We start from the raw sequence: 22,438 nt of genomic DNA, 5'->3' as shown, positions 1-22,438 counted from the left end.
GGAACCCGATTCTGTTGCCGGCTGACTTGCTGACGGCATCAATCGTCTGTGGACAACCGATCCTGGTTGATCTTGCCTGTCGGCTTTGTGTCGGTGCTCGCCGGTAGACTGGACAATTGGGGGCCGCAGGCCTGATTTCGTGAACCGTGCTGCAGTGAGAGTCCTTTGTGGACTGCGTTTTGGCTGGACTAGGGCCCCTGCTGCTGGCTCCGGCTTGAGCGCCCTTGCTTTGCTGCGCTTGGTCGGGACTTGGACACGCTTCGAGGCGCTAACGGTTGCACAAGACCGGCTGCATGCGCGCGCTGATGATCGGACTCATGCTGATCGGTATCTCGAACGGGCCGCCCTTGCAGGGATGGCCTGCGGCCCCCGTTTTCCAGCCTAGCTCCAGACACCGACATTTCGGGGCCGCGAACGGCCTCGCAGGGGGAGTTGTCCACACCACACAGGCTTGTCCACAGTGTGGGCGGCATCATCGGCCACCTGCCTCAAAACTGTCGGTGTCTCTGCCTAGGCTGGATAACTGGGGGCTGGAGGCCAAATCAGCCTGCAGTCTGCTGTGGACGAACAGTCTGGTTGCGGGCTGGAGAACGGGGCCTGGGTCAGGCGGCTTCCCAGAGGCCCATGAGGTTGCCTTCGGTGTCGTTGAAGTAGGCCGCGAAGCCGAAGGTGCCGACGGCTCGTTTGCCTGCGACGGTTTTTCCGCCCAGGTCTTCGATTTTGGTGAGGGCGGCTTCGATGTCGGGGACGTCGATCACGATGACTGGGCTGGCGGTCGCGGCTGGGTCGCGGGCGAGCAGGCCGCCGTTGATGAAGCCGGGTTCCGCGGGGACGAGGTCGCTGGTCGGGCCGGTGGCCGCGAGGGTGTAGCCGGGGACCTCGTGCAGGCCCCAGCCGAATGCCTCCTGGTAGAAGGCGTTGGCGCGGCCTTCGTCGTCGAAGGGGATCTCGAAGTGCACTACCCGTCCACTCATGAGAAGTCACTTTCCGTTGCGGGGGATGTCGCGGACGAAGTTAGACCGGACGGCGCAACGACACCAGGCACACAGCTGGACAGCCGACTACTTTCAGTGGAGTACACCCAGGGATAGAGTCTTGCAGCCTGGGGGAAGGAGAGAGACCGATGACCGTTGACTTCCTGGCGCAGGCCGACCCGTATCGGCGTGAGCTGCTGGCGCATTGCTATCGGATGCTCGGCTCGGTGCATGATGCCGAGGATCTGGTGCAGGAGACGTACATTCGCGCGTGGAAGTCCTATGACAAGTTCGAGAATCGCTCCTCGTTGCGCACTTGGTTGTACCGGATTGCTACGAATGTCTGCCTCACGGCATTGGACGGCCGGGAACGCCGTCCGCTGCCCGCCGGCCTGGGCAATCCGGACAGTGACCCGTCGGATCCGCTCAACGAGCAGAACGAAGTGCCTTGGCTCGAGCCGTTCCCGGACGCGGACGACCCAGCGGTGATTGTGGCCTCGAAGGAGACCACGAGGCTTGCTCTGATCGCGGCGCTGCAGCACTTGCCGCCTCGGCAGCGGGCTGTGCTGATCCTGCGTGACGTGCTGAAATGGCGCGCGGCCGAGGTCGCTGAGGCATTGGAGACGTCAACCGCGGCGGTCAACAGCACTTTGCAGCGAGCGCGTGCCCAGTTGGACCAGATTGCACCGAGTGAGGACGAGGTCACCGAGCCGACCGCCGCCGAGCAGCGGGAACTGCTGGAGAAGTACGTCAAGGCATTCGAGGCCAAGGATGTCGCCGCGATTGTCGAACTGTTCACCAAGGACGCCATCTTCGACATGCCGCCGTACGCCGTCTGGTACCGCGGTCGCGAGAACATCGCCCGTCACCTGGCCAACACTTGCCCCGTCGGCCCCGGAGAGATGCGGCTCATCCCCGTTTCGGCCAACGGCCAGCCAGGCTTCGGCACGTACTGGCTGCAGGACGGCGTGCACAAGGCTTTCAACTTGGTGGTGCTGACCCTCAGCAAGGACGGGATCACGCACTCGACCTCGTTCTTCGACCACGCCCTCTTCAGCAAGTTCGGCCTGCCGTTGGAGCTCAGCGACTGAGCAGGCCACGGTCGTAGGCGATGGAGACGACCTCAGTGCGGTTGGTGGCGCCGAGTTTGGCCATCACCCGGGATAGGTGGACGCTCGCAGTCTTCTGGCTGATGTAGAGCTGGTCGCCGACCTGCTTGTTGGTCAGGCCGGAGGCCACGAGCTCAAGCACGGCGAGCTCACGCGGGGTAAGGAACGTCGTGGGTTCCGCTGTCGTGCCAGGCAACGTGATCCGGCCGCGGCGGGCCAAAACGGTCAGGGCGTCGCGCAAAGGAGCCGCACCCAGGCTCACGGCGGACGAGTAAGCACTGAGAGCCTGCTCAGCGGCCTTGTCGCGGTCACCGGCGGCGAGCAGGGCAGACGCCCACCGCCAACCGGCGTTGGCTTTCCAGTACTCGGAACCGAAAGTCGAGGAACAGGCCGCTTCCCACAGTCGCATGTCGTCCTGCCCGCGCAGACGGCTCAACTCAGCAGCCACCCGCGCGGTGAATGCGGCCGTCTCGGCGTGGTTCTCCTCGGAGTACTTCCGGCCCACGCTGGTCTGCGGCACGAGTTCGGTCGCGTTGTCGGCCAGGGTTTCGCCCTCGATGACGGCTGCTTCGACAGCTGCGGTGTCGCGGCGGACGCGAGCCTCGGCGGCGATGTCGCTCAACGCCCACAACCCGATGGCGGTGGCCATCATCGTGTCGGTGACCGACGGCCTGGTCAGGGTTGCCATGTGGCCGAACATCGTGTGCACGTGATCCACTGCGGCCCGTGGGTCGCCGCGCCAGATCGCTGCCTCGGCCAGGCCGATGCTCGCGATCTGGTGGCTGAGCGGGTCGTCGGTGCCTTGCGCCAGTTTTGCCGCGAGCTTGTCGATCCGGTCGAAGTCGCCCATCGCGGCCAGCACCCACAGGGTCGGCGCGAGCACCCGGCAACGGGCCACAGTGGACGCTCCGGCGATGTCGTCACCGGCCGCCAGAGCGCCTGCCCAGTCGCAGATGGCGTACCGCATGCAGACGAGTTCCATCCGCGCGTCGATTCCGGTCAGCCCCCAGGTCAGGCCGACCTCGGCGGACCTGCGGCTGATGGATTCCATCAGCCGCAACGCCTCTTCGCGTCGGTTGTGTGTCCACAGCACCACGGAGGTGTTCTTCCGGGCGCGTAGCTCCACGTCGTAGGCGCCGATCGCGGCGGCCCGGTCGGACGCGGCCAGCCCGAGCTTGATGGAGTCCTCGACGTCGCCCGCCCATTCGGCGAACACCGCCAGTGTGGCCATGGCATCGACCTCGATCGCGGGCTCGCCGACCTGCCGGGCGTCGGCGATGGCCAGCTTGGCGAACCCCTCCATCTCGGCCAGATCGACGTCCACATCCCACAACCACACCCATTCACGCGCGTGCAGCGCGAGCGTTCTGGCTCGGGCGACGCTGGCCGGCCGGTCGCGCACCAGATCCCAAGCCTGCTCGACGATCGACTGGATGTCCTGGGTGCGATCTTCCAATGGCAGCAAGGCAAGCGCTAGCTGGGTGCGCGTGTAGGCCTGCGGTTCGGGGTCGCCGAGTTCGTCGGCCAGGGCCACGGCTGATCGCGCGTAGTCCACCGCGCGATCGATCTCGCCGGTGGCGTGCGCGGCCATGGCCGCCATCTTGACCAAAGCGAGCTCGGTGGTTCCGCTTTCCTCCGGCTGGGGCACGACGTTCCACAGCTCCAGGGCCTGCTCGACGTGCCGGAGTTTTTCGCCCAGCGCGCCCATCTTGCCTGCCTGTTCCGCGGCACGCACGGAAGCCGCCAGCGCGCCAGGCAAGTCGTGGCTGCGAAAACTGTGGTACGCAAGCAAAGCCTGAGAAGTGACGACCCCTGCGTACGCCGCGTGCAGACGTACTCGCTCGCCTGGCAACAGATCCCCGTACACGGCCTCACGCAACAGCGCGTGCCGGAACGTATAGCCGCCATCAGCGGCGACGAGGACATGGAGTTGCACGGCCTGGCGGAGCGATTCCTCAAGCACGTCGTCATCGAGCCCCGACACAGCCGCAAGGCTCGCGTGCGTCGCGGTCTGACTGGCGACCGAAGCCGCTCTGACGACCTTGCGCCCGTTCGCGCTCAGCCGTTCGACGCGTGCCAGCAACAACTCCGCCAGGCCGGATGGCACCCCCGCGCTGTCGCCGTAAGCCGCAGTGAGCTCTTCGCAGAAGAAGGCGTTCCCCTCGGAGCGCTCGGCGATCTTCGACACTGTCTCCGACGGCAATGCTCCATCGGCGAGCGCCTGGACGAACGCGACGGCGTCGACCTTGTCGAACGGCTTGAGCTCCAGAATGTCCACGCCGGCCAGCCGGGACAGCTCGCCGAGCATCGGCCGCATCGGGTGCCGCCGGTGCAGATCGTCCACGCGATACGTGCCCACGAACAGGATTCGCTGTTTGTACAGCCTGGACACCAGAAACAGCACCAAGTCCCGTGTGGACGCGTCGGCCCAGTGCAGGTCCTCGATCGCGATCAGCGCGGGCTGCTGCTCGGCCAGTTCGCTCAACAGCCCGCCCACCGCGTCGAACAGCCGCAGCTGCTCCATTGTGGACTCGACTGGTTCGGCGGGCGTCAGACCGGGCATCAACCGCCTGAGCACCGGCCACTTGGCCGCGACCGCGCGCTGTGACTCGGTGAGCCGGCCGAGTGCCTCGACGAACGGCAGGTAAGGCAGACCTGCTTCATCGACGTCGAGGCACCGGCCTGTGAAGACGGTGGCGCCGGCCGACCGCGAGATCGTGACCAGTTCGGCCAGCAGCCGTGATTTGCCGACGCCCGCGTCCCCGCCCAGCAGGACGGCATTGGCCTGGCCTGACACGGCCGAGTCCAGTGCCGCCCTGAGCGTTGTGAGCTCATCCTTCCGACCAACCAGCGGGATCCCGGTTCCGATACGAGGCACACCGCATGTTGGCATATCCAGGGCTTATGGCGTGGCGATTATCGGGTGGCGTCGCACGTTCGGTGCACGACGCTGTGGCCGCCAACGGCGCGTGGCCCGCGCCTCGCGCTCAGCCTGCGCGGCGGTGCGGTTGAGGGCCTGCTCGGCGGTGATGTACTGGAAATGGGCTTCGGCGACGTTCCACATGACGATAAGACTTCACCTAAGACGTGGCCCCCGACATTGGGCAACTGGGCATCATCCGAGCCCTTCGATCAGCTTCACGGCGTAAGGGCTGTCCGGTTGAGCTGCGAGTTCGTCCCTAAGGCCCCGTGAGACCGCGCGGTAAGACGGGTCGCCGAGCACAGCCGACGCTGCCTCAGCCACCTCGTCCGGCGTCACGGTGACAGCGTTCAGAACCTTGCCGAGGCCCAGGTCAACGCACCGTTCGGCGTTCACGAGCTGATCAGCGCCCAGCGGTATGAGCACGGTCGGCAAGCCGTGCCTGATCGTGCCGGTCAGGCTGCCGGAGCCGCCGTGCGACACCACCAGACGGCACTGAGGCAGGACCGTCGCCTGAGGGATGAACCGTTCGATCGTCACGTGCGACGGCTGAGGCCCGAACTCAGCCGGGTCGATGTGGGCACCGACCGTCATGACCAGGGGGACGTTGAGCGAGCTGAGCCCGGACAGCACGCGGCCGAGCAGGTCACCGGACTCGGTGTTGAAGATCGTTCCGAGCGTGAAATAGATGGTCTCGCCGTCGGCCTCGGCCACGTCCTGTGTGCGGATCGTGTACCCGTTGGCCGGCAGGGGATAGCCGGGATCGCGAAAGCCAGGAGGAAACGGCGACAACACAAGGTGACGGCTCATCATGCGCAAGTCGGGCTCCGGAGCCAGACCGTGCGACACCCGGAGTTCGTTGAGCGCCTCGCCGATGACCGGATAGCGGACGAACGAGCCTGCCGCGTTGCTGAGCACCGTCACGTGCGGAATCCCCAGGACCTCCGCGGCGATCATGGCGCCGAAGTCGACCTCGTCGCACATGATCACGTCTGGTCGCCACGACTTCGCGTGCGACAGGACGCCGGTCGCTCGCAGCCGGGCGGCGTTGCGGACGAAGCCCTCGCGAAGGTCGTTGTCCTCACGCTGAGCATCCGGCTCGAGCAAGGGATGCCGGGTCCCGCCGCCGTCGAAGTCCGGTCCGGACTGCCACGCCTCGAAGCCCGCGTCCCGGACCGTCTGGATCATGCTTTGCTGACAGGTGAAGGCGATCGTGTGCCCGGCATCCACGGACGCCCGGGCGATCGGGGCCATCGGGTCGAAATGTCCTCTTCCTCCGGCAAATCCAGACAGGATACGCATGCCGACACCCTAGGGGTTGCCTGCGTCGCGATCAGTGAGTACCTTCATGTAAGCGTTTTCATAGTAAGCGCTTACCATGCCAACGGAGTTCATGGTGGAGTGTCTATGCCAAGAAGGTACCTGTCCATAGCCGTTCCTCTTGTGGTAGCAGTACTTTTGGCGCCGCCCGCGCTCGCTGACGACGCCCCGATCCTCGATCCGATACCAGAGAAACCGATTACATCCGGCATCGCGCTGACGCTGCAGGAGCTGGCGACGATGCCCAAGTCGGATCCGGAGCCACCCGTCACCGACGTGCGACTACGTCGGCACGCTCGCATCAACTATCTCGGCGAGGTGCCCGACGGTTCCGGCCGGTTGTACGTGCCGGACCTCAACGGCAAGCTCTACCTGCTCAAGAACGGGCAAACCCTGCAGTACCTCGACGTGGGTGCCACCGTGGGGCCGAACTTCTTCAACAACCGCGGCCTGGGGACCGGTTTCGGCTTCGTGACGTTCCATCCGGACTTCGCGCGAAACGGCAGGTTCTACACCACGCACAGTGAGGCCAAGGAAGCGCTTACCACCAAGCCCGCCGACTTCAACCAGCCGGGCAATATCTTTGTGCAGAGCGTGGTGACCGAGTGGACCGCCACCAACCCGGCGGCCGACACGTTCAGCGGAACGCGCCGCGAGATCCTCCGGATCGGCTTCACCGGCCAGATCCACGCGATCCAGCAGGTGGACTTCAATCCGACTGCGCTGCGTCACCAGGAAGACTACGGCAAGCTGTATATCGCCGTCGGTGACGGCGGCCGCGGTGTGACCAGTGACGATCCGCAGAACCTGGCGCTACCGCACGGAAAGCTGATCCGGATCGACCCGGACGGCCGCAACAGCCGAAACGGCAAGTACGGAATCCCTGTGCGCAATCCGTTTGTCGGCAGGGCGGGTGCGCTCGGTGAGATCTACGCCTACGGATTCCGTGACCCGCACAGGTTCAGCTGGGACACGCTGACCCGCAAGCTCTACCTCGGCAGCATCGGTGAGCACGAGATCGAAGCGGTGTACGAGGTTCGCGCGGGTGACAACTTCGGCTGGAGCGACCGCGAAGGCCCGTTCGTGTTCAAGCGGTCCGACCGCTGCAACCTGTATCCGTTGCCGGCCAACGACGCCCAGTTCGGATACACCTACCCGGTTGCGGCCTTCGACCACGACCCGCCCCCCAACTTCCCGTGTACCTCTGACAGCGGGCACGCGGTCGTCGGTGGATTCGTCTACCGTGGTTCGCAGATCCCGGAGCTGTGGGGCAAGTACATCTTCGGCGACCTGGTCGACGGCAGGCTGTTCTACACCAACAGCCAGCAGATGCGCCGCGGCGCCGGCCTGGCCCCGCTGTATCAGCTGTCGCTTGTGGATGGTCAGAACCGGCCGATGACGATGCAGGACTTCGCCGGTGACAAGCGGACCGACATCCGCTTCGGCACCAACGCGGCCGGCGATCTGTTCATCCTGGCCAAGGCCAACGGCAAGATCTGGAAGGTCACCGGTACCAAGCCGTTGCCCGATGTCTACCCGTCGCTGACCGGGAACCTGGTTGCGCACTACGACTTCGAGCACCCGGCCGGGACCGCCGAGGCCGACCAGGGCCGGTCCGGGACCAACATCGAGCTGATCAACGGTGCCTCCCGGGTGTCCGACGGCGCGTTCCCGGGAAGCCGGAACTCGTTGCAGGTCAAGCAGGTCAATCCCACAACGGCGGGTAACGACGACTGGAAAGCCGGTATCTACTCGGCCTCCGGGGTGCCCACGCTCAGGGCGTTCAACGGGGTCGGCCAGACGACTGTCATGGGCTGGGTCAAGATGACCGGCCAGAATCCCAGTCCGAACTCCAATTCGGCCAATCCTGGCGATTTCTACAGTGCCATCGGGATCGCCGGAGTGCTGTCGGGCAACTCCGACGGTCACGCCGTCCGGGCGTTGCTCGAACTGATCGAAGTGGACGGTGTGCTCAAGGTTGTCGCCCTGGGCCGGAGAATCGACGGCAGCGCGTCGCAGACCTTTGCCGCGACCGAGGACTGGCGCACGATTCTGCCGCCGGACGAATGGGTTTTCCTGACCGCGACGTTCGATTTCAACACCGGCGCCATGGCCCTGTACAAGAACGGCCGTCCGCTCGCCGGATCCTATGTGGTCACAGGCGATCCGTGGGGCATCGGCACCGGCCAGGGCCCGTATGTCAGTTCGCCGACCGATCCGCGTGGCATCAAGATCGGCGGTAGTTTCCCGCAGAACACCAGGGAAGGCAACCCCTGCAACTGCCGGTTCGACAGCCTGATGTTCCTCAACCGCGCCGTGGAACCGTGGGAAGTGGCGAGCCAGTACGCCCTGACCAAGAACTGACGGCGCGCCCAGTGTCCCGTTGGTGGCACCTGCCGCCACCAACGGGACTAGGCCGTGTATCGACGTCCCGTTCGCGATAGCCGGGCCGGATGCGGCCCCTGACGCCACCGCCGAAATGCCCAAAGACAACCAGTATTCGAGGCATTCCGGCGGCGACGCCAGGAACCACCCCGATCCCGGCTCTCATCGAACGGCAACATCGATACACGACCAACCGCCGCCAACAGCGGGTCTGGCGTCATCGGTAACCGGATGGCATCCTTGTGTCACCGCGGACTGACCGCGATGTCATGCTGCCCTGGACCCCGGCGCGTGTCTGGTGCGACCAGGGAGCTTCAGTTTGACGACAACACCCGACCTCCGCACATCTCAGGGCAGCGACTACGCCGAACTCTCCCGCGAGGTGAAGAAGGCTGGGCTGCTGGAGCGGCGCGGGGGGTACTATGCCGCGCGCATCACGCTCAACCTGCTGGCACTCGTCGGCGGCGGGGTGGCATTCGTGTTCATCGGTGACTCATGGTGGCAGTTGTTGCTCGCAGCATACTTCGCCGTGGTGTTCACGCACTTGTCATTTATCGGCCATGATGCCGGCCACAAGCAGATCTTCCGGACCCGCAAGGCCAACGACGCGCTGGGATATCTGCACGGCGGCCTGGTCGGGCTGAGCTACGGATCGTGGATCGGCCAGCACAACCGGCATCACGCCAACCCCAACCACGAGGACGACGACCCGGACCTCGACATCGCGGCGCTCGCGTTCACCGTCGAGCAGGGCAGGCTCAAGCACGGTGTGCTGCGCTGGATGGCCAAGTACCAGGCGTATCTGTTCTTCCCGCTGCTGTTGCTGGAGGGCTTCAGCCTGCACGCGACCGCGGTGCGGACTGTGGTCAAGGGCGAGATCCGGTTGCGCGGGCTGGAAGCCGCGCTGCTGATCGCACACGCGGTGATCTACTTCGGCGGTGTGTTCATCGTCCTGTCACCGTTGACAGGTGTGGTGTTCATCCTGGTCCACCAAGGACTTTGGGGCGTCTACATGGGATGTTCCTTCGCCCCCAACCACAAGGGCATGCCCACGCTGCAGGCCGGCCACGAGCTCGACTTCCTGCGCAAACAGGTCCTGACGTCGCGCAACATCCGCGGCAGCCGGATCGTCGACTTCGCCCTCGGCGGGCTGAACTACCAGATCGAGCACCACCTGTTCCCGAGCATGCCCCGGCCCAACCTCAGGTATGTGCAGCCGATCGTGCAGCGGTTCTGTGCCGACAAGGGCATCGAATACGCACAGTGTGGTCTGGTGCGCTCCTATCGCTACGTCCTGGAACACCTGCACGCGGTTGGCGCGCCGCTGCGGGCCAACGGCTGACGCTTTTTCAGTCCTCAGGCGCGCTGGTAGAGGATATCCGTATGGACCATGCGCGTCTGGTGGACACGTTCGTCGAGCTGGCTGACACCATGATCGTCGACTTCGACATGATCGACTTCCTGCATCTGCTCACCGACCGGTGCGTGGAGCTCCTCGAAGTGGAGGCCGCGGGTCTGCTGCTGGCCGCCCCGTCGGGTGAGCTGCAGGTGATCGCCAGCTCGGACGAACGGGCCCGGGCACTCTCAGCATGCCAGCTGGAGGCCTCGGAAGGCCCTTGTATGGAGGCGTTCAGGACAGGCAACGCGGTCACTCACGGTGACCTGGCCGCCGCGACGGCGAGGTGGCCACGGTTCGCCGCCGCGAGCGTGCAGTGCGGCATCGGCGCTGTACACGCGGTGCCGATGCGGTTACGCAGCCAGACCATCGGCGCATTGGACCTGTTCCGGGCCACACCGGGCGTATGGGACGTTACGACTTTGAAAACAGCGACGGCGTTCGTCGATGTCGCCACCATCGGCCTGTTGCAGGAACGGGCCATCCGCAGCCGCACGATCCTGACCGAGCAACTGCAGACGGCGTTGCAGAGCCGAGTGGTCATCGAACAGGCAAAAGGCCTGGTGGCGGAGCGTCTCGGCATCGACATGGTGGCCGCGTTCACGGCGTTGCGGGCGTGGGCCCGGCGCAACAACGTCAAGCTCAGCGACGCCGCCGGTTCGGTCATCCAGGGAACCCTGCGGGCGCACGATCTTCTTTCGGTGTGACGACAGACACCCGGTGGGCGGGGTACTGTGCGGAAGGTCGAGAGCTCCCCGAACACTGGCAGTCGCGCCGGTGTCGTCCTCGGCGTCTGTGCGAACATCCAGCCGGTGGGCAGTGCCCCACCAGGCTTGGAAGGACCGGTATGACCTGGGCAAGGCCGGCTTCACCGCCGCAAGAGCCGAACGAGTTCAGCCAGGCACGCGCTCTGGCCAAGAGCAAGGAGTCGATCCAGCAGGCGCTGGCCGCCCGTACGGTGGCCAGCCACGCCGTGGACGCGCAGGAATGCGAGCGGCTGCTGGCGATGCTGGGCCTGGACGCGGTGGGCGCCGCCAAAGGCTCGGATTCCTGAGCCGCTGACGCCCGATCTCCGGCCGGTGAGCGGCCGGTCTGACGCGGCGGGAAAGCTCGCAGCGCGAATGCGTCAGACCTGGAAACTCGCGCCGGCCGGAGCGGTGGCCGCTGTGCCTGCTGTGTCCTATGTGGTCAGATATCGGCCTCCAGAGGCTTGAGCCCGGCGGCGAAATCATCGAGCCACGAGCGGATCGAGGGGACCTGAGAGGCTGGGCGGACCACGAACTTGGTCAGCCCAGCCTGGATGTATCGGCTGATCAGCTCGCGTGCTTTGGCCCAGCCATCGGGGATCAGCTCAGCCGGATCGACGCCGGGGTTGCGATTCTGAACCATGGCGAGTAGTTCGGCGGGCACGCCGTCGGTCGCGACGGGAAGACTGATGCCGTAGTGGTCGTCTTCGATCTCACGCCCCGCAGCAGCGGCCGCGGCCTCGATAGTTTCCCGCGCCGCACGCGCTTGCTCAGGCGTGAGAAAACTGCCCAGCCAGCCGTCCGCGAGCCGCCCCACGCGGTCCAATCCGGCTGGCGCGGAACCACCCAGCCAGATGTCGATGCGCTTTGGCCGCGGCAGCACACGTGCGCTCTCGACGGTGTTGAACTCACCCTGGAACGTAACCTCGTCCTGTTCGAGGAGCATTCGCACGAGCTGCATGGACTCGTCGAAAGCAGCACCTCTCCTGCCCTCCGGCACGGCGAAAACCTGCCGTTCGACTCGCCGTGCCGGCTGCAGGCCGAAGACAGGCAGGACGCGTTTGGGGGCCAACGCGGCCAACGTGGCCAGCTGCTTCGCCACGAGCACAGGGTTACGGCCCGGCAGCACCGCGACGCCAGTTCCCACCTTGAGGTTGGTGGTGCGCGACAACGCGTATGCCATTCCGACGAACGGGTCGACGTGTTCGGAGAACACGACCTCGGACAACCACAGCGAATCGATGCCCAGTACCTCGGCATGGTCAATCGCCTCGACGAACTCACCCGGGCCGCCCCGCGGCCCCAACCCGACCCCGATCCGCACCTTCATACCACCTATCTTGCCTGGTGGCAGCGGTGTTTGTCGTTCGGCAATTCCGTGGTGAGGCCGCCCGCCCGAAGGCGTGACCCATTGACGGTCCGCAATAGACGATCCGGCCTGACGGCTACGGCCCGTGTTCCGTCGTGACAGTGCGCTTGGATTCGCAAAAATCCGGGTACCACGCGGATTCGCTGACCTATTGCCTGGATTCCGCCCCACGGCAGCCTGATTTGCTGAATGCTAGGGCCCGGGGGGACGACCACAGACTGGGGAAACCATGGGTGTGGGGATTCCGGCGGTATCCGGCGGCGGTCCTGCTGCGCCGCAAGGCAACACCGCTCACCTGACTTCGGATATCGAAGCCTTACTGGCGCAGGTCGCGGCGAGTCCGGAATGGAGGATCGGGCGCAATCTCGGGTCCGCCGGTCATAGGATCTTGTGTGAGTGCCCGAATTGCTCCACTGTGCACCGTTCCCGACCAAGGGAGGGATCATCCTGCCGGGTGTTGCGAAGGCGTGAACCAGGGATGTCCATGATGCGAAGAATGCCGGCCGGAAAGAACGCCGAACCGCTGAGGCGAAGCGGATCCCGGAGTTGTCTGTCCACAATATACACGCGGGCGAAATTGGTGGGAACGTTTGCAGGCTCGCGGCGTGGACACCGTACAGTTAATGGAATTCACGCGCATGGCGGTACCGTGTTCGCGCTGAATCTGGGGCGGGCATGATCCGTGAGATTGGCACAGACGTCTGTGCGGCTGCCGGAGCCCTGCGGGGAACCGCTTTCCCGGGACGCGGCCGGGGAAATCGCCGATACCGAACCACGTCCGGGCGGTGAAGTGCCGATGCGGGGGCACTTTGCCCGCCACGATTCGCCTACGGCCGTCGATCGACGTGCCTCAGCCGATTTTGTTGCGTACTCTGACCGATGCCGCTGCAGTTCACAGACATTTCATGCTGGTTCGTCCGGCCGGTGCGACAGACCTGTTGCGTTCCGGCGGAAAGGTGACCGGGTGAGCGCGCGTACGCCGAACGGCGTTGCCGACGTCTCGGCCGGGCTGACGGCCGGTGCCGTCGGCCGGCCCAGCAACGTCCTCGGCCGGCCGGGCCTTGCGATCGGCAAATTGCCGGTCCAGCCGACCGGCGATTTCACAACAGCGGTGCTTAAGTGGCCTGTACCCGGCGCGGTGACCTGGCAAGTGGCCCGGTCAGGCAGGCTGCAACCACGGCACGAGAAGATGTTCATGTGGTCCGCACCCCCTGCTCGTGCGCTGCGGCGCACCCTCTGCCGCATGATCGGCAACTCTCGGCTGAACCATCACCGCGTTCCGTCATGGGCCGAACCGGCCCTGCCACCCGCAAGGTCCACTTAGGAGCGAGATGCAGACGGTCGGCAGCACTGTCGCCGCCCCGCCGCGACCGGTGTGGGAGAGGATCGTGGCCTTCCACGAATGCGACCCTTCCGCCCCGGCGCCGGCCGGTGGCGGGAACGAGTATTTCACCCGGTTGCGGGTGCTCTTGTTGAACAGGACTGAGGAGGGCTTCCATGCGCTGAAGCGGGCGGAGAAGGCGGCCGGTGTTCGTCGGGTCGAGTGAGGGTGAGGCTGGCATGAAGAGCCAAAGGCTTGGCGTGGGCTGCCGGGCTGAGATCGGCTACCGGGCGTTGCTGACCCGGTCACGATGGCAGCCGGACTGTCTGGCGCATGCGTTGGCATGGCCGGTATCGGATAGTGCCGGGGTGTTGGCGGAGTTGAGAGCCGAAGGACTGGTGATGGACTCCGCTGTCGAAGCCGGGGCCGTGCGGGCGGTCCAGCCCTGCCTGGCGCTGCCCGCACTCGCCGCCCGTCGGCTGGCAGGCGGTCCGATGCCGTCCGCGGCGGTGGTGGAGACGTTCGTGTCCCTGCACGAGCAGACCACCGGCCGGCTCGACGACGGCACCCCACTGTCCGATATGGACGATGTGTTGGCAGTGGTGGAGCGGCTCGCGGCCCGGGTGCGTAACGAGATCGTCATCCTGGCCCCGGCCTACTCGCCAGGCTCGTACGAGTTCTCGTCGCACATCGTCGACGGGGTCCTCCGGCGCGGAGCCGGGTTGCGGGCGATCTGGCGCGCGGACGTGACCTCGGACTTCGCGGTGTGGCTGGGCAATCGTGGCGTCGGCCCCCGGGCAGCCAGCACGGTTCCGGTCCGCGCGGTCGTGGTCGACGGACTTGTCGGCGTCGTCCTCAGCGACACCGGCGACGGCCGGGTGGTCCGCGACGACGCCGAGATCAAGTCGCTGCTGGCATTGGCCGACGGCCTCTGGGCGATGGGAGCGGAGGTCAGTTCGCCATCGTCGGACCGGCCCACCCGCTCCCGGCACGAACTTGTGCTGCGAATGCTCGCCCAGGGCCTGACGGACGACGCGATCGCGCGCCGATTAGGTGTCAGCGTCCGTACAGTCCGCGGCGACGTCGCCTCCGCCATGATCGAGCTCGACGCCCGCAGCCGGTTCCAGGCGGGTGTCCGGGCGATGCAGATGGGCCTGCTTTAACCGCCACAACGAAATGATCTCCTGTGCCTTGACCGCGGCCAACGGGTCCTGGCCCTGCCGGATTCGCGTGCTGGGGCGAGTGTCCAGCCTGCCTGCGACCTGGAGCCCGGCCCGTTGGATCAGCTCGGTGAGGCTGCCGCGCAGGCCCAGTCGTTCGGCGAGGTCGGACATCACCAGCCAGGCCTCGCCGCCCGGGTTCAGGTGCGCTGGAAGCGTGTCCAGGAAGCCTTGCAGCATGCCCTGGTCGTAGACACCCGCGTGCAACGCCGACTGGGGAACACCGGGCAGCCAGGGCGGATTGCTCACCACCAGATCCGCTTTACCTGCTGGAAACAAGTTTCTTTCCTCAACCTGGATCCGCGCGGGCGCAAGCCGTTCGGCGTTCTCCCGGGCGCACGCCACCGCCCGTGGCTCGATGTCCGTGGCGACAACCCTTTGCGTCCCACGCCTTGCCAGCAGGATCGCGATCACACCCGTACCGGTCCCGATGTCGAACGCGGTTGCCGCGCCCTCGAACTCGGCGTTCGCCACCAGTTCCAGATAGTCCTGCCGCGTCGGCGCGAACACCCCGTAGTGCGGGTGGATTCTCTCGCCCAGTACCTCGACATACACACCGCGGACCCGCCATTCGTGTGCGCTCAGCACACCCACCAGCTCCTGCAACGCAACCAGCCGTGGCCCCTCGCACGGCCCATACGCCTGTGTGCATGCTTCAGTCACATCCGGAGCACGCCGCAACCCCAGCTGATACTCCGGCCCCAGCTCGACAAGCAAGCTCTTGAGTAACGGCGACTTGCCCACCCGGCGTTTCAGCGCTCGTAGCAGTTGCCGCGCGTTCCAGTAGTCGCCACGCCACACCAGGACCCGGTTCTTCCGGATCAACCGCAGCGCGTGGTTCGCGCTGATCTCGTCTCCCACCACAACAACGTTCTGGTCCATCTGGACTCCCAGCCAAGGGAGCCGCCCCCGGAGACAGCCGTCCGAAGACGGCTCGATTCGGTAAGCGAACAGCCGTCAGTCAGACGACCGTCGCCAGACAACCGAACCAGCAACCATGCGAACGATAGTACCGGCTCAGGCCGGAGTGACCACGCCAGTCGCGCCATCCACCGTGATGGTCTGGCCCGTGGTGATGCGGTGGGTGGCGTCAGCGACGCCGACAACGGCGGGAATGCCGTACTCGCGGGCGACGACGGCTCCGTGGGAGTTGGCGCCGCCCATCTCCATCACAAGGCCGCCTGCGGTCAGGAACAGGGGAGTCCAGCCCGGGTCAGTGGAGGGCGCGACGAGGATCTCGCCGGGCTCGAGGTGGGCGCCGACCGGATCGAGCACAACCCGGGCAATACCGGTGATGGTGCCGGCGGACGCGGGAGTGCCAGGCAGCGAGCCGTCCGCGGCTGGTGCTGTCTGGGAGACAGCCTCGGGTTCGGTGCCGTCGGACAGCATCACGCGAGGGATACGCCGACGCCGTAGTTCCTGGTCGTAGTCGGCGCGACGGGTCGCGACGACGTCCTGGTACGTGATTCCGGCCAGGGCCGCGCGCATCTCCTTGAGGTTCAGGAAGAACACGTCCTCAGCCGAAGCGATCCGGCCCGCACCGGCCAGTTCGGCTCCGATGTGCGCCAGGTGACCACGCACCGCGCCCAGGGCCACGATCAGGAAGTACTTCGGCATCTCGCGTAGTCCGGCCAGTTCACGAGCCCGGTTGAGCGCGAACCGGACAGTCCGCTTCCGCCGTGTTCCGGCGACAAGACGGTCGATCGTCTCGGCTGCTTCGGCCGCGCCACGGGCGAACTGCGCGTCGGGCGCCATCTCGGGATTGTCCAGGCGGAGGTAGTTGGCAAGCACGCCGAGGATGTGGGTGGGATCGTCCGACCAACGGGGCATGCCCACGTCGATCTCGGCGACCGCACGGTGTCCCCAGTGCCGCAGGAACTCCGCCAGACCGATGTCCGGCAGCGTGCCTTCGCGGTATCGCTGAGCGAGTTCCTCCGCGGAGAGGTCACGGAACAGCGCAGCCGCTTCAGTGCCGCGAATCCGTGTGGCGAGGTGCCACAGTTCCAAGTCCATCTCGGTGGTGATGTTGTGCGGCAGACCACGCAGCACAGGCTGCAGTCCGGCTGTGCCGCCGAGCAGTTTGCCGGCCAGGCCCAGCATCGCGAACCCGGCGCCGGCGCTCGGGATCACCCTCGGCAGCAGCGGGACGATCTCCTTGAGCAGCACCCTCTCGATGTGGTCCAGTCGCTGGATCGCGGTCGCGTCGCCCGGCAACGCGATCCGCCGGCGAAGCTGCTCGCCGACCTTGTCCGCGTTGCGATGCGCGGCCGCCGGGCTGATCAACGCCTGGAGCATCCGCGGCGGGATCCGGTACTTCACTGCCAGGCGTAGCAACCGCAGCACGAACTTGCGCCGTGACTTCTGCGTCAACGAGAACCGTGGGTCGTCGAACAGGTCCGTCAGCACCTTGCCCGAACGAGCCTCCATCACACCGAGGACCTTGGGCATCAGCTGACGTCCGGCCTTGCTGCGCACCACGTTGGTGGCGTCCAGGTAGACCCGGCCGCCGGCCTCGGCGAACGCGGGCGGCCCGGCGAGCGGGTCGGCGACGTCGATGCCGAAGATCTCCCGGCCCGCGCTGGACGCGATCAGCCGGAACACCGCCATCCCGGCCGGCGTGATCGGCCGGTACAGTCCTTGCGCCACGCTGAAGGAGAAGTACGCCCGGGTGTCCTTTCCGGATTTCTCCGGCAACGGGTACAACGTGGTGATCGGCCGGGACTGGGTCAGCCACAGTTCGCCGTCGCCGTCGATCGCCCACTCGGTGTCCTGCGGACTGCCGTAGTGCTGCTCGACCTTCGCGCCGAGGCTCGCCAGAGCAAGCACTTGCTCATCGGTGACGCATGGCTCATCCGAGCCGACCGTCAGCTCGACGTGCTCGGTCCCGCCGCCTGGCAGGGATCGGATGGTCAGCCGCTTGTCGCCGAGCCGTCGTTCCACGATCTTCTTGTCCTGCACGACAAAATGGTCCGGGTTGACGGCGCCGGAGACGACCGCCTCACCGAGCCCGGGGCTCGCGTCGATCACGTACTCGTGACGGCGCCCGGTGACCGGGTTGGCCGTGAACATCACACCGGCCACATCGGACTGAACCATCCGCTGGATCACGACCGCGAGCTGGACCGAGCTGTTGTCGATCTCATTGGTGGCGCGGTAGGAGAACGCGCGATCCGTCCACAGCGAAGCCCAGCACCGACGGACAGCGTCCAGCACGGCCTCGCCGCCCACCACGTTGAGATACGTGTCCTGCTGCCCCGCGAAGCTCGCGAACGGCAGATCCTCGGCGGTCGCGGACGAGCGCACGGCAACGGGAACGTCGTCCCCGAGTCCGGCGTAGCCGGCCAGGATCGCCGCACTGATCTCGGCGGGAACGGGTGCGCCGAGGATCAGCTCACGCGCCTTCTCGGCCTCGTGGCTGCCATCGACCCCGGCCAGGGTCGCGACCTGGCGGTACGCCTCGGTCGTGACACAGAACCCTGATGGGACGGGCAATCCTGCCCGGGTGAGCTCGCCGAGGTTCGCCGCTTTGCCGCCGACCGTGGCGAGCATGCCGGCGTCGATGGCCTCGAAATCCCGCGTCCACGTCGTCATGAACCCGAGATTAACACAATCTCAACGCGTGATGAATAAATTTCGGCCGGACGTGGTCAGCAGCACGTCCGGCCTCGCCGGGCGTCCTGGCCCTCCTTCGCCGCGATCCCCGCGATGATCATTCCGACGATCGGATCAGCCCACCACCAGTCGAACAAACTGTTGAGTAGCAACCCAAGCAGCAACACCCCGGAGAGATAGGTGCACAGCAGCGTCTGTTTGGAGTCGGCGACCGCACTAGTCGATCCAAGCTCCCGTCCGGCCCGCCGTTGCGCAGCCGACAGGAACGGCATGACCAGCAGCGACACCGCGGCCAACACGATCCCAGCCGTCGAATGCTCCGCAGGCGCGCCGAACAGAGCCCGGACAGACTCGACGGAAACATAGGCCGCCAAAGCGAAGAATGAGACCGCGATGACCTTGAGCGCCACCCGCTCCCTGGCTTCCGGCTGCCTGCCGGAGAACTGCCACGCCACAGCCGTCGCGGACGCCACCTCGATGACCGAATCCAGCCCGAACCCGATCAAGGCAGTCGACGAGGCAATCGCCCCAGCCGTGATCGCCACAACCGCTTCGGCAACGTTGTAGGAGATCGTCGCGCCGACCAGCAACCGAACGCGCCTCTCCAGTACAACCTTCCGTTCGCCGTCCGCAGTGGACGAACAACATGAACACGTGGTCACGTCGGCGCCTCACACTTCAGCATGGACGCGACTATACAGCTGAGACTGAACTGTTGGTGCTACTTCTTGTCAATGGGGGAGACGGCTATCTGGAAGTCGTTCGCCGCGGCGAGCAGTGCGACGCAGGTCGAGAAGGACTCGTCAGGCGCTCGTTCGTCCAGCTTGGTGGCGCACTGCCGGGATATCTCCGGTGACTCGTTCTGCAGATACGAGAAGGCTATTCCTGGCAGTGTGTACTTTCTCGCGTCGAATTCTGTGATCCTGTGTTCGTCGACGAGGATCGAAGTGCGGCCGCACTGGGAGATACCGTCGAAGACAGGGCTGGCCGACGGCTCGGAGCGCAGGTCAAAGTTCCACCCGTTGCCGTAGGAGGATCGGGATCTGTTCAGTTTGGCACACTCCTCGGCGTTGACGCCGTCCTTCAGTTCCTCCTCGTCCGGTGCGGACTCCGCTCGCGAACGGTGCAGCCAGATGTCTTCCAGGTTTTTCGCGTACTCACGCGACAATGCCGGAAAGTCGAACTCGTGCAGGCCGATGATGGGCAGATCACTGTTCTTCCTCGATGGAAGATGGGACTTGCCGATACTGATGTTGACGGCCCCGTCGTAGGGTCCCACCATGGTGGGCGCTGTGGCCTTGTCGACGCTCTTGAGGTAGAACGAGGAAAGTGAGTTCATCTCGCCGTCGTTGAGGAGGCTTTTCTCGGTGCTCCCGTCGGCGTGGACGAAATCCACGACAAGCGGCCACTTGTTCACGGCCTGGGCGGCCGTGATGCCTTTGAGGATGCCGTGCCACCGGGCGCCGGCGTGGTTGAGATCGCCGAGCACGGCCACTCTGTGGAAGCTCGTGTCTCCCTCGAAGGGGCGTACCGACTCGATGGCTTTCAGGATCGCGGCATCGGATTCCGTCCTGGCCAAGTCGTTCCATTGGTCACGCGCGATTGTTGCGAAACAAGCGGACTTGCCGTTGATGTTCGAGCGTTTCATTCGCCCTGCGGCCGGAGCCCAGTCTGTGGCGGCACATTCCGGAGGTTCCTGGTAGACGGCTACCAAGACCAGTGAGGCGGCCACGGCCACCGCCGCTGTAGCGGCTACAGTGCGCCACTTCGACTGTTTGGGAGGCGTCTTTTCGTTGACAGCGTTGATGACGAGTCGTTCCTGCAGTGAAACATGCCAAAACTGATATGACGCGCCCGTTCTGCGAAGAATGCCGCGGCTGTGGGCATCGATCAGAAAACGCATTGTCCGCCACGGAAGACGTTTCTTCACGGCGAGACCGGCCCGAGCGCCGAGGAACCACATCCAGGGACGGCCTGCCAGGAGTATCAACGAATAGAAAACGGCCAGTGTGCCGGACTGGATGAGTAGCCCGAACGGATTTCCGGATATTATCTGCCAGTACACCTGGTCGGTCAGCGGCGGCAGATCCTGATCTGTCACCGTGGGCAGGCTCAGGATCCGCGCGAGCCGCTGGCCCACGTAGTCGCCGACTGTTCCGGCTATCGCGATGGCGGGCAGACTCAGTATGCCCACGATCAGTGAGCATGGCAGGGCTGTGAAGACGGCCGAGCGGCGATTCTGTCTCAGAAACTCCAGCGGGCTCCCGCGGCCGGTCGTGGCGGTCCGTTCCGCCAGTGAATTGTGTACCGCGGCCACGGTACCGGACAGCAGCGAAAGGACTATCACTTCCGCTGTGAAGGCGGATACCTCTGCCACACCGGTGTGTGTGTTGGTCAGGCTGGCAAGAATCAACAGCGGAGACATTATCAGCCCGGCCGCCAGTACACCGATCGTGGTCGACCGCATGTCGGTGCGGAATCGGTTGCCTGCCTTGCACTTCTTGGTTTCCAAGCCCTGTGCGGTCGTCCAGAACGTGCCCAGCAGCATGGCACCCAGCGGCAGTGAGAAGGTCAAACTGGTTGTGGCGTCGAAATTTCCGTCGTCGGTGGTCGTGAAGTGTTCGACTATGAGGCTCAGCGTCAGAAACGAACCGGCGACGATGACGAAGAAGATGAAGAGTATGGCTGCTCCCTGTTTGCGGTGGGCCAGTTTCCACCATGCCAGGTCGCGTTCACCGTGTTTGTGCAGATATTGCGCCAGGTAGGTGAGCCAGCGTCTTGCCTGTTGCGACGTCCACGGTCGCCATGGCCGCCGGCCCTCGCCGGTCTCCGCGGCGGGATAAGCCGAATCCACCAGGGCGTCGACCAGGTGATCCTCGACAGCGTGCCTGGTGGTGAATTCGGTGTCGCCGAGCAGGTCGTCCGGGCGGCGATCCCGGTACGCGGCAGTGAACAGCGAAAGCATCAGGGGTGTGGTCAGGGCGGAGCCCAGCGGGCCGTTCGGATTCTGCTCGATATCACCCACCACGTCCGCCCAGGCTGCCGATTCACTGAGGTGGGCCTGAACATCAGTGACTGTCAGCGGACGCACCTCGATCACGGGCGAACGCAGGAGCACCGGAGCGCCGCCGGCCACCTCGTTCTCGTACTCGGCCGCCCGGCACGTGAGTATCAAGGGGCGGTCGCCATCGAGCGTTTCGTTGATACGCCTTATCGCCCGGCGCCGGAGATGTTCAGGGATTTCGTCGAGGCCGTCGAGAACGGGAAGAATCATGTTCCGTGTCAGCAAGGACCGTGGCGTGGTCTCGTCATCGCCGTAGTGCTCGGCCGCAAGGCAACGAACTATCCAGTCGTCCAGTGGTTCGAGTACCGGATCCCATGTGGACAACGACAGGAAAACCGGCACGTGGTCGCCTTGCGTGTATTGGCGAAGCAGGCCCACCGTGAGCATGATGGCCAGGAATGTCTTGCCCGCGCCCGGTTCGCCGAGCACGACAAGTCTCATGCTGGGGATACTGTTGTATCCCTGGGCGAGCAGTGTCGCTCCCTTGTCCGGATTGTCGTCCAGCCGGCCGTCGAGTTTCAGTCTTACCTGGCCCAGGTGACTGTGCGAGCCGATGATGGTCTCAGGGTCTGCCGCGACATTCCGATCGGTCTGTGCCCAGGTGAGCGGGATGGTGCGGGTGCTACCGAACCGGCGCCGCCGATGCCGGATCTCCGGTGCCCATTGGTCCAGCAGGCGCTGGGCGAGAGCATGCGCTTCCTGGCCGGGCTCCAGCGCCGCCTTCTTGCGAAGCAACGCACTGACAATGCATGAGAAGCCTGTCGCGAGACTTACGTACGCGCTGATGACGCTGGCAACCGAATCGTTGTCGGACAGGGAGTTGCTGACGAGGAAGAACGCAGAAAGGACAAGGAAGAGCGTTCCCGCGGTGATGAACGCGATCAGTGTCCGCTTTCGTGATTTGTCAGGCGCCACGGCTACCCCGAACTCTCGATGGGCTGTCAAGCCGCTACTCGCCCGACGCCTACGCGCTGTTACATTCGACGGCGATCAAGCTTGTTC

The 22,438-nt window shown here is 65.4% G+C and carries 17 protein-coding genes; 8 read left to right on the top strand and 9 right to left on the bottom strand.

Annotated features, from left to right (window positions below; translation table 11 throughout):
• Positions 1–602: 602 nt before the first annotated feature.
• The gene (locus JOF56_RS03275) at positions 603–974 is read right to left on the bottom strand and encodes a VOC family protein (protein WP_209634236.1); all 372 of its coding nucleotides are present in this window, start codon (positions 972–974) and stop codon (positions 603–605) included.
• A 149-nt stretch (positions 975–1,123) separates the two neighbouring features.
• Between JOF56_RS03275 and JOF56_RS03270 the strand changes: the two genes are divergently transcribed.
• Complete coding sequence (locus JOF56_RS03270; protein ID WP_209634235.1) at positions 1,124–2,065, top strand: sigma-70 family RNA polymerase sigma factor; 942 nt, start codon at positions 1,124–1,126, stop codon at positions 2,063–2,065.
• Here JOF56_RS03270 and JOF56_RS03265 read toward each other — a convergent pair.
• The 3 genes from JOF56_RS03265 to JOF56_RS03255 are packed head-to-tail and all read right to left on the bottom strand — an operon-like array spanning position 2,055 to position 6,305.
• Positions 2,055–4,976: a helix-turn-helix transcriptional regulator gene (locus JOF56_RS03265; RefSeq protein WP_245378129.1), complete on the bottom strand. Its 2,922-nt coding sequence runs from the start codon at positions 4,974–4,976 to the stop codon at positions 2,055–2,057. The genes JOF56_RS03270 and JOF56_RS03265 overlap by 11 nt on opposite strands.
• A gap of 9 nt (positions 4,977–4,985) precedes the next feature.
• Entirely contained in the window at positions 4,986–5,147 is a 162-nt protein-coding gene (locus JOF56_RS03260) for a hypothetical protein (RefSeq protein WP_209634233.1), read from the bottom strand.
• A gap of 51 nt (positions 5,148–5,198) precedes the next feature.
• Entirely contained in the window at positions 5,199–6,305 is a 1,107-nt protein-coding gene (locus JOF56_RS03255; RefSeq protein WP_209634232.1) for a glycosyltransferase, read from the bottom strand.
• Positions 6,306–6,410: 105 nt separating this feature from the next.
• On the opposite strand from JOF56_RS03255, the gene JOF56_RS03250 reads away from it, so the two are divergent.
• The 4 genes from JOF56_RS03250 (at position 6,411) to JOF56_RS03235 (ending at position 11,158) form a co-directional block, all read left to right on the top strand.
• A complete protein-coding gene (locus JOF56_RS03250; protein WP_209634230.1) occupies positions 6,411–8,687 on the top strand; it encodes a PQQ-dependent sugar dehydrogenase in 2,277 nt (758 codons plus the stop codon).
• 340 nt (positions 8,688–9,027) lie between these two features.
• Positions 9,028–10,050 carry a fatty acid desaturase family protein gene (locus JOF56_RS03245; protein ID WP_209634228.1) on the top strand — a complete coding sequence of 341 codons (1,023 nt, stop codon included), beginning with the start codon at positions 9,028–9,030 and terminating at the stop codon, positions 10,048–10,050.
• A gap of 41 nt (positions 10,051–10,091) precedes the next feature.
• Positions 10,092–10,811 (top strand): GAF and ANTAR domain-containing protein, encoded by a 720-nt coding sequence (locus tag JOF56_RS03240; RefSeq protein WP_209634226.1) that lies wholly within the window; start codon positions 10,092–10,094, stop codon positions 10,809–10,811.
• Positions 10,812–10,951: 140 nt separating this feature from the next.
• Positions 10,952–11,158: a hypothetical protein gene (locus JOF56_RS03235; protein WP_209634224.1), complete on the top strand. Its 207-nt coding sequence runs from the start codon at positions 10,952–10,954 to the stop codon at positions 11,156–11,158.
• A 134-nt stretch (positions 11,159–11,292) separates the two neighbouring features.
• Here JOF56_RS03235 and JOF56_RS03230 read toward each other — a convergent pair whose 3' ends face one another.
• A complete protein-coding gene (locus JOF56_RS03230) occupies positions 11,293–12,180 on the bottom strand; it encodes a TIGR03854 family LLM class F420-dependent oxidoreductase (protein WP_209634222.1) in 888 nt (295 codons plus the stop codon).
• A gap of 1,003 nt (positions 12,181–13,183) precedes the next feature.
• Here JOF56_RS03230 and JOF56_RS03225 point away from each other — a divergent pair.
• Genes JOF56_RS03225 through JOF56_RS03215 form a run of 3 tightly spaced genes read left to right on the top strand, consistent with a single transcriptional unit; the run spans position 13,184 to position 14,703 of the window.
• Positions 13,184–13,543, top strand: a complete 360-nt coding sequence (locus JOF56_RS03225) for a hypothetical protein (RefSeq protein ID WP_209634220.1) — start codon at positions 13,184–13,186, stop codon at positions 13,541–13,543.
• Between the two features lie 7 nt (positions 13,544–13,550).
• On the top strand, positions 13,551–13,766 hold the full coding sequence (locus JOF56_RS03220) for a hypothetical protein (protein WP_209634218.1): 216 nt from the start codon (positions 13,551–13,553) through the stop codon (positions 13,764–13,766).
• Positions 13,767–13,779: 13 nt separating this feature from the next.
• Positions 13,780–14,703 (top strand): helix-turn-helix transcriptional regulator, encoded by a 924-nt coding sequence (locus JOF56_RS03215; RefSeq protein ID WP_209634216.1) that lies wholly within the window; start codon positions 13,780–13,782, stop codon positions 14,701–14,703.
• On the opposite strand, the gene JOF56_RS03210 is transcribed toward JOF56_RS03215, so the two are convergent.
• The 4 genes from JOF56_RS03210 to JOF56_RS03195 all read right to left on the bottom strand — a co-directional run bounded on the left by JOF56_RS03210 (position 14,590) and on the right by JOF56_RS03195 (position 22,381).
• Positions 14,590–15,642 carry a methyltransferase gene (locus JOF56_RS03210; protein ID WP_209634214.1) on the bottom strand — a complete coding sequence of 351 codons (1,053 nt, stop codon included), beginning with the start codon at positions 15,640–15,642 and terminating at the stop codon, positions 14,590–14,592. The genes JOF56_RS03215 and JOF56_RS03210 overlap by 114 nt on opposite strands.
• 135 nt (positions 15,643–15,777) lie before the next feature.
• Positions 15,778–18,351, bottom strand: a complete 2,574-nt coding sequence (locus tag JOF56_RS03205; protein WP_209634211.1) for a PEP/pyruvate-binding domain-containing protein — start codon at positions 18,349–18,351, stop codon at positions 15,778–15,780.
• A gap of 56 nt (positions 18,352–18,407) precedes the next feature.
• Positions 18,408–19,034, bottom strand: a complete 627-nt coding sequence (locus tag JOF56_RS03200; protein ID WP_209634209.1) for a cation efflux transmembrane domain-containing protein — start codon at positions 19,032–19,034, stop codon at positions 18,408–18,410.
• Positions 19,035–19,093: 59 nt separating this feature from the next.
• On the bottom strand, positions 19,094–22,381 hold the full coding sequence (locus JOF56_RS03195; protein ID WP_209634207.1) for an NACHT domain-containing protein: 3,288 nt from the start codon (positions 22,379–22,381) through the stop codon (positions 19,094–19,096).
• Between the last annotated feature and the right edge of the window lie 57 nt (positions 22,382–22,438).

The sequence above is a fragment of the Kibdelosporangium banguiense genome (genome assembly GCF_017876405.1).
In the GTDB taxonomy this organism is placed as follows: domain Bacteria; phylum Actinomycetota; class Actinomycetes; order Mycobacteriales; family Pseudonocardiaceae; genus Kibdelosporangium; species Kibdelosporangium banguiense.
This window is presented reverse-complemented; position numbering and strand designations above follow the sequence as displayed.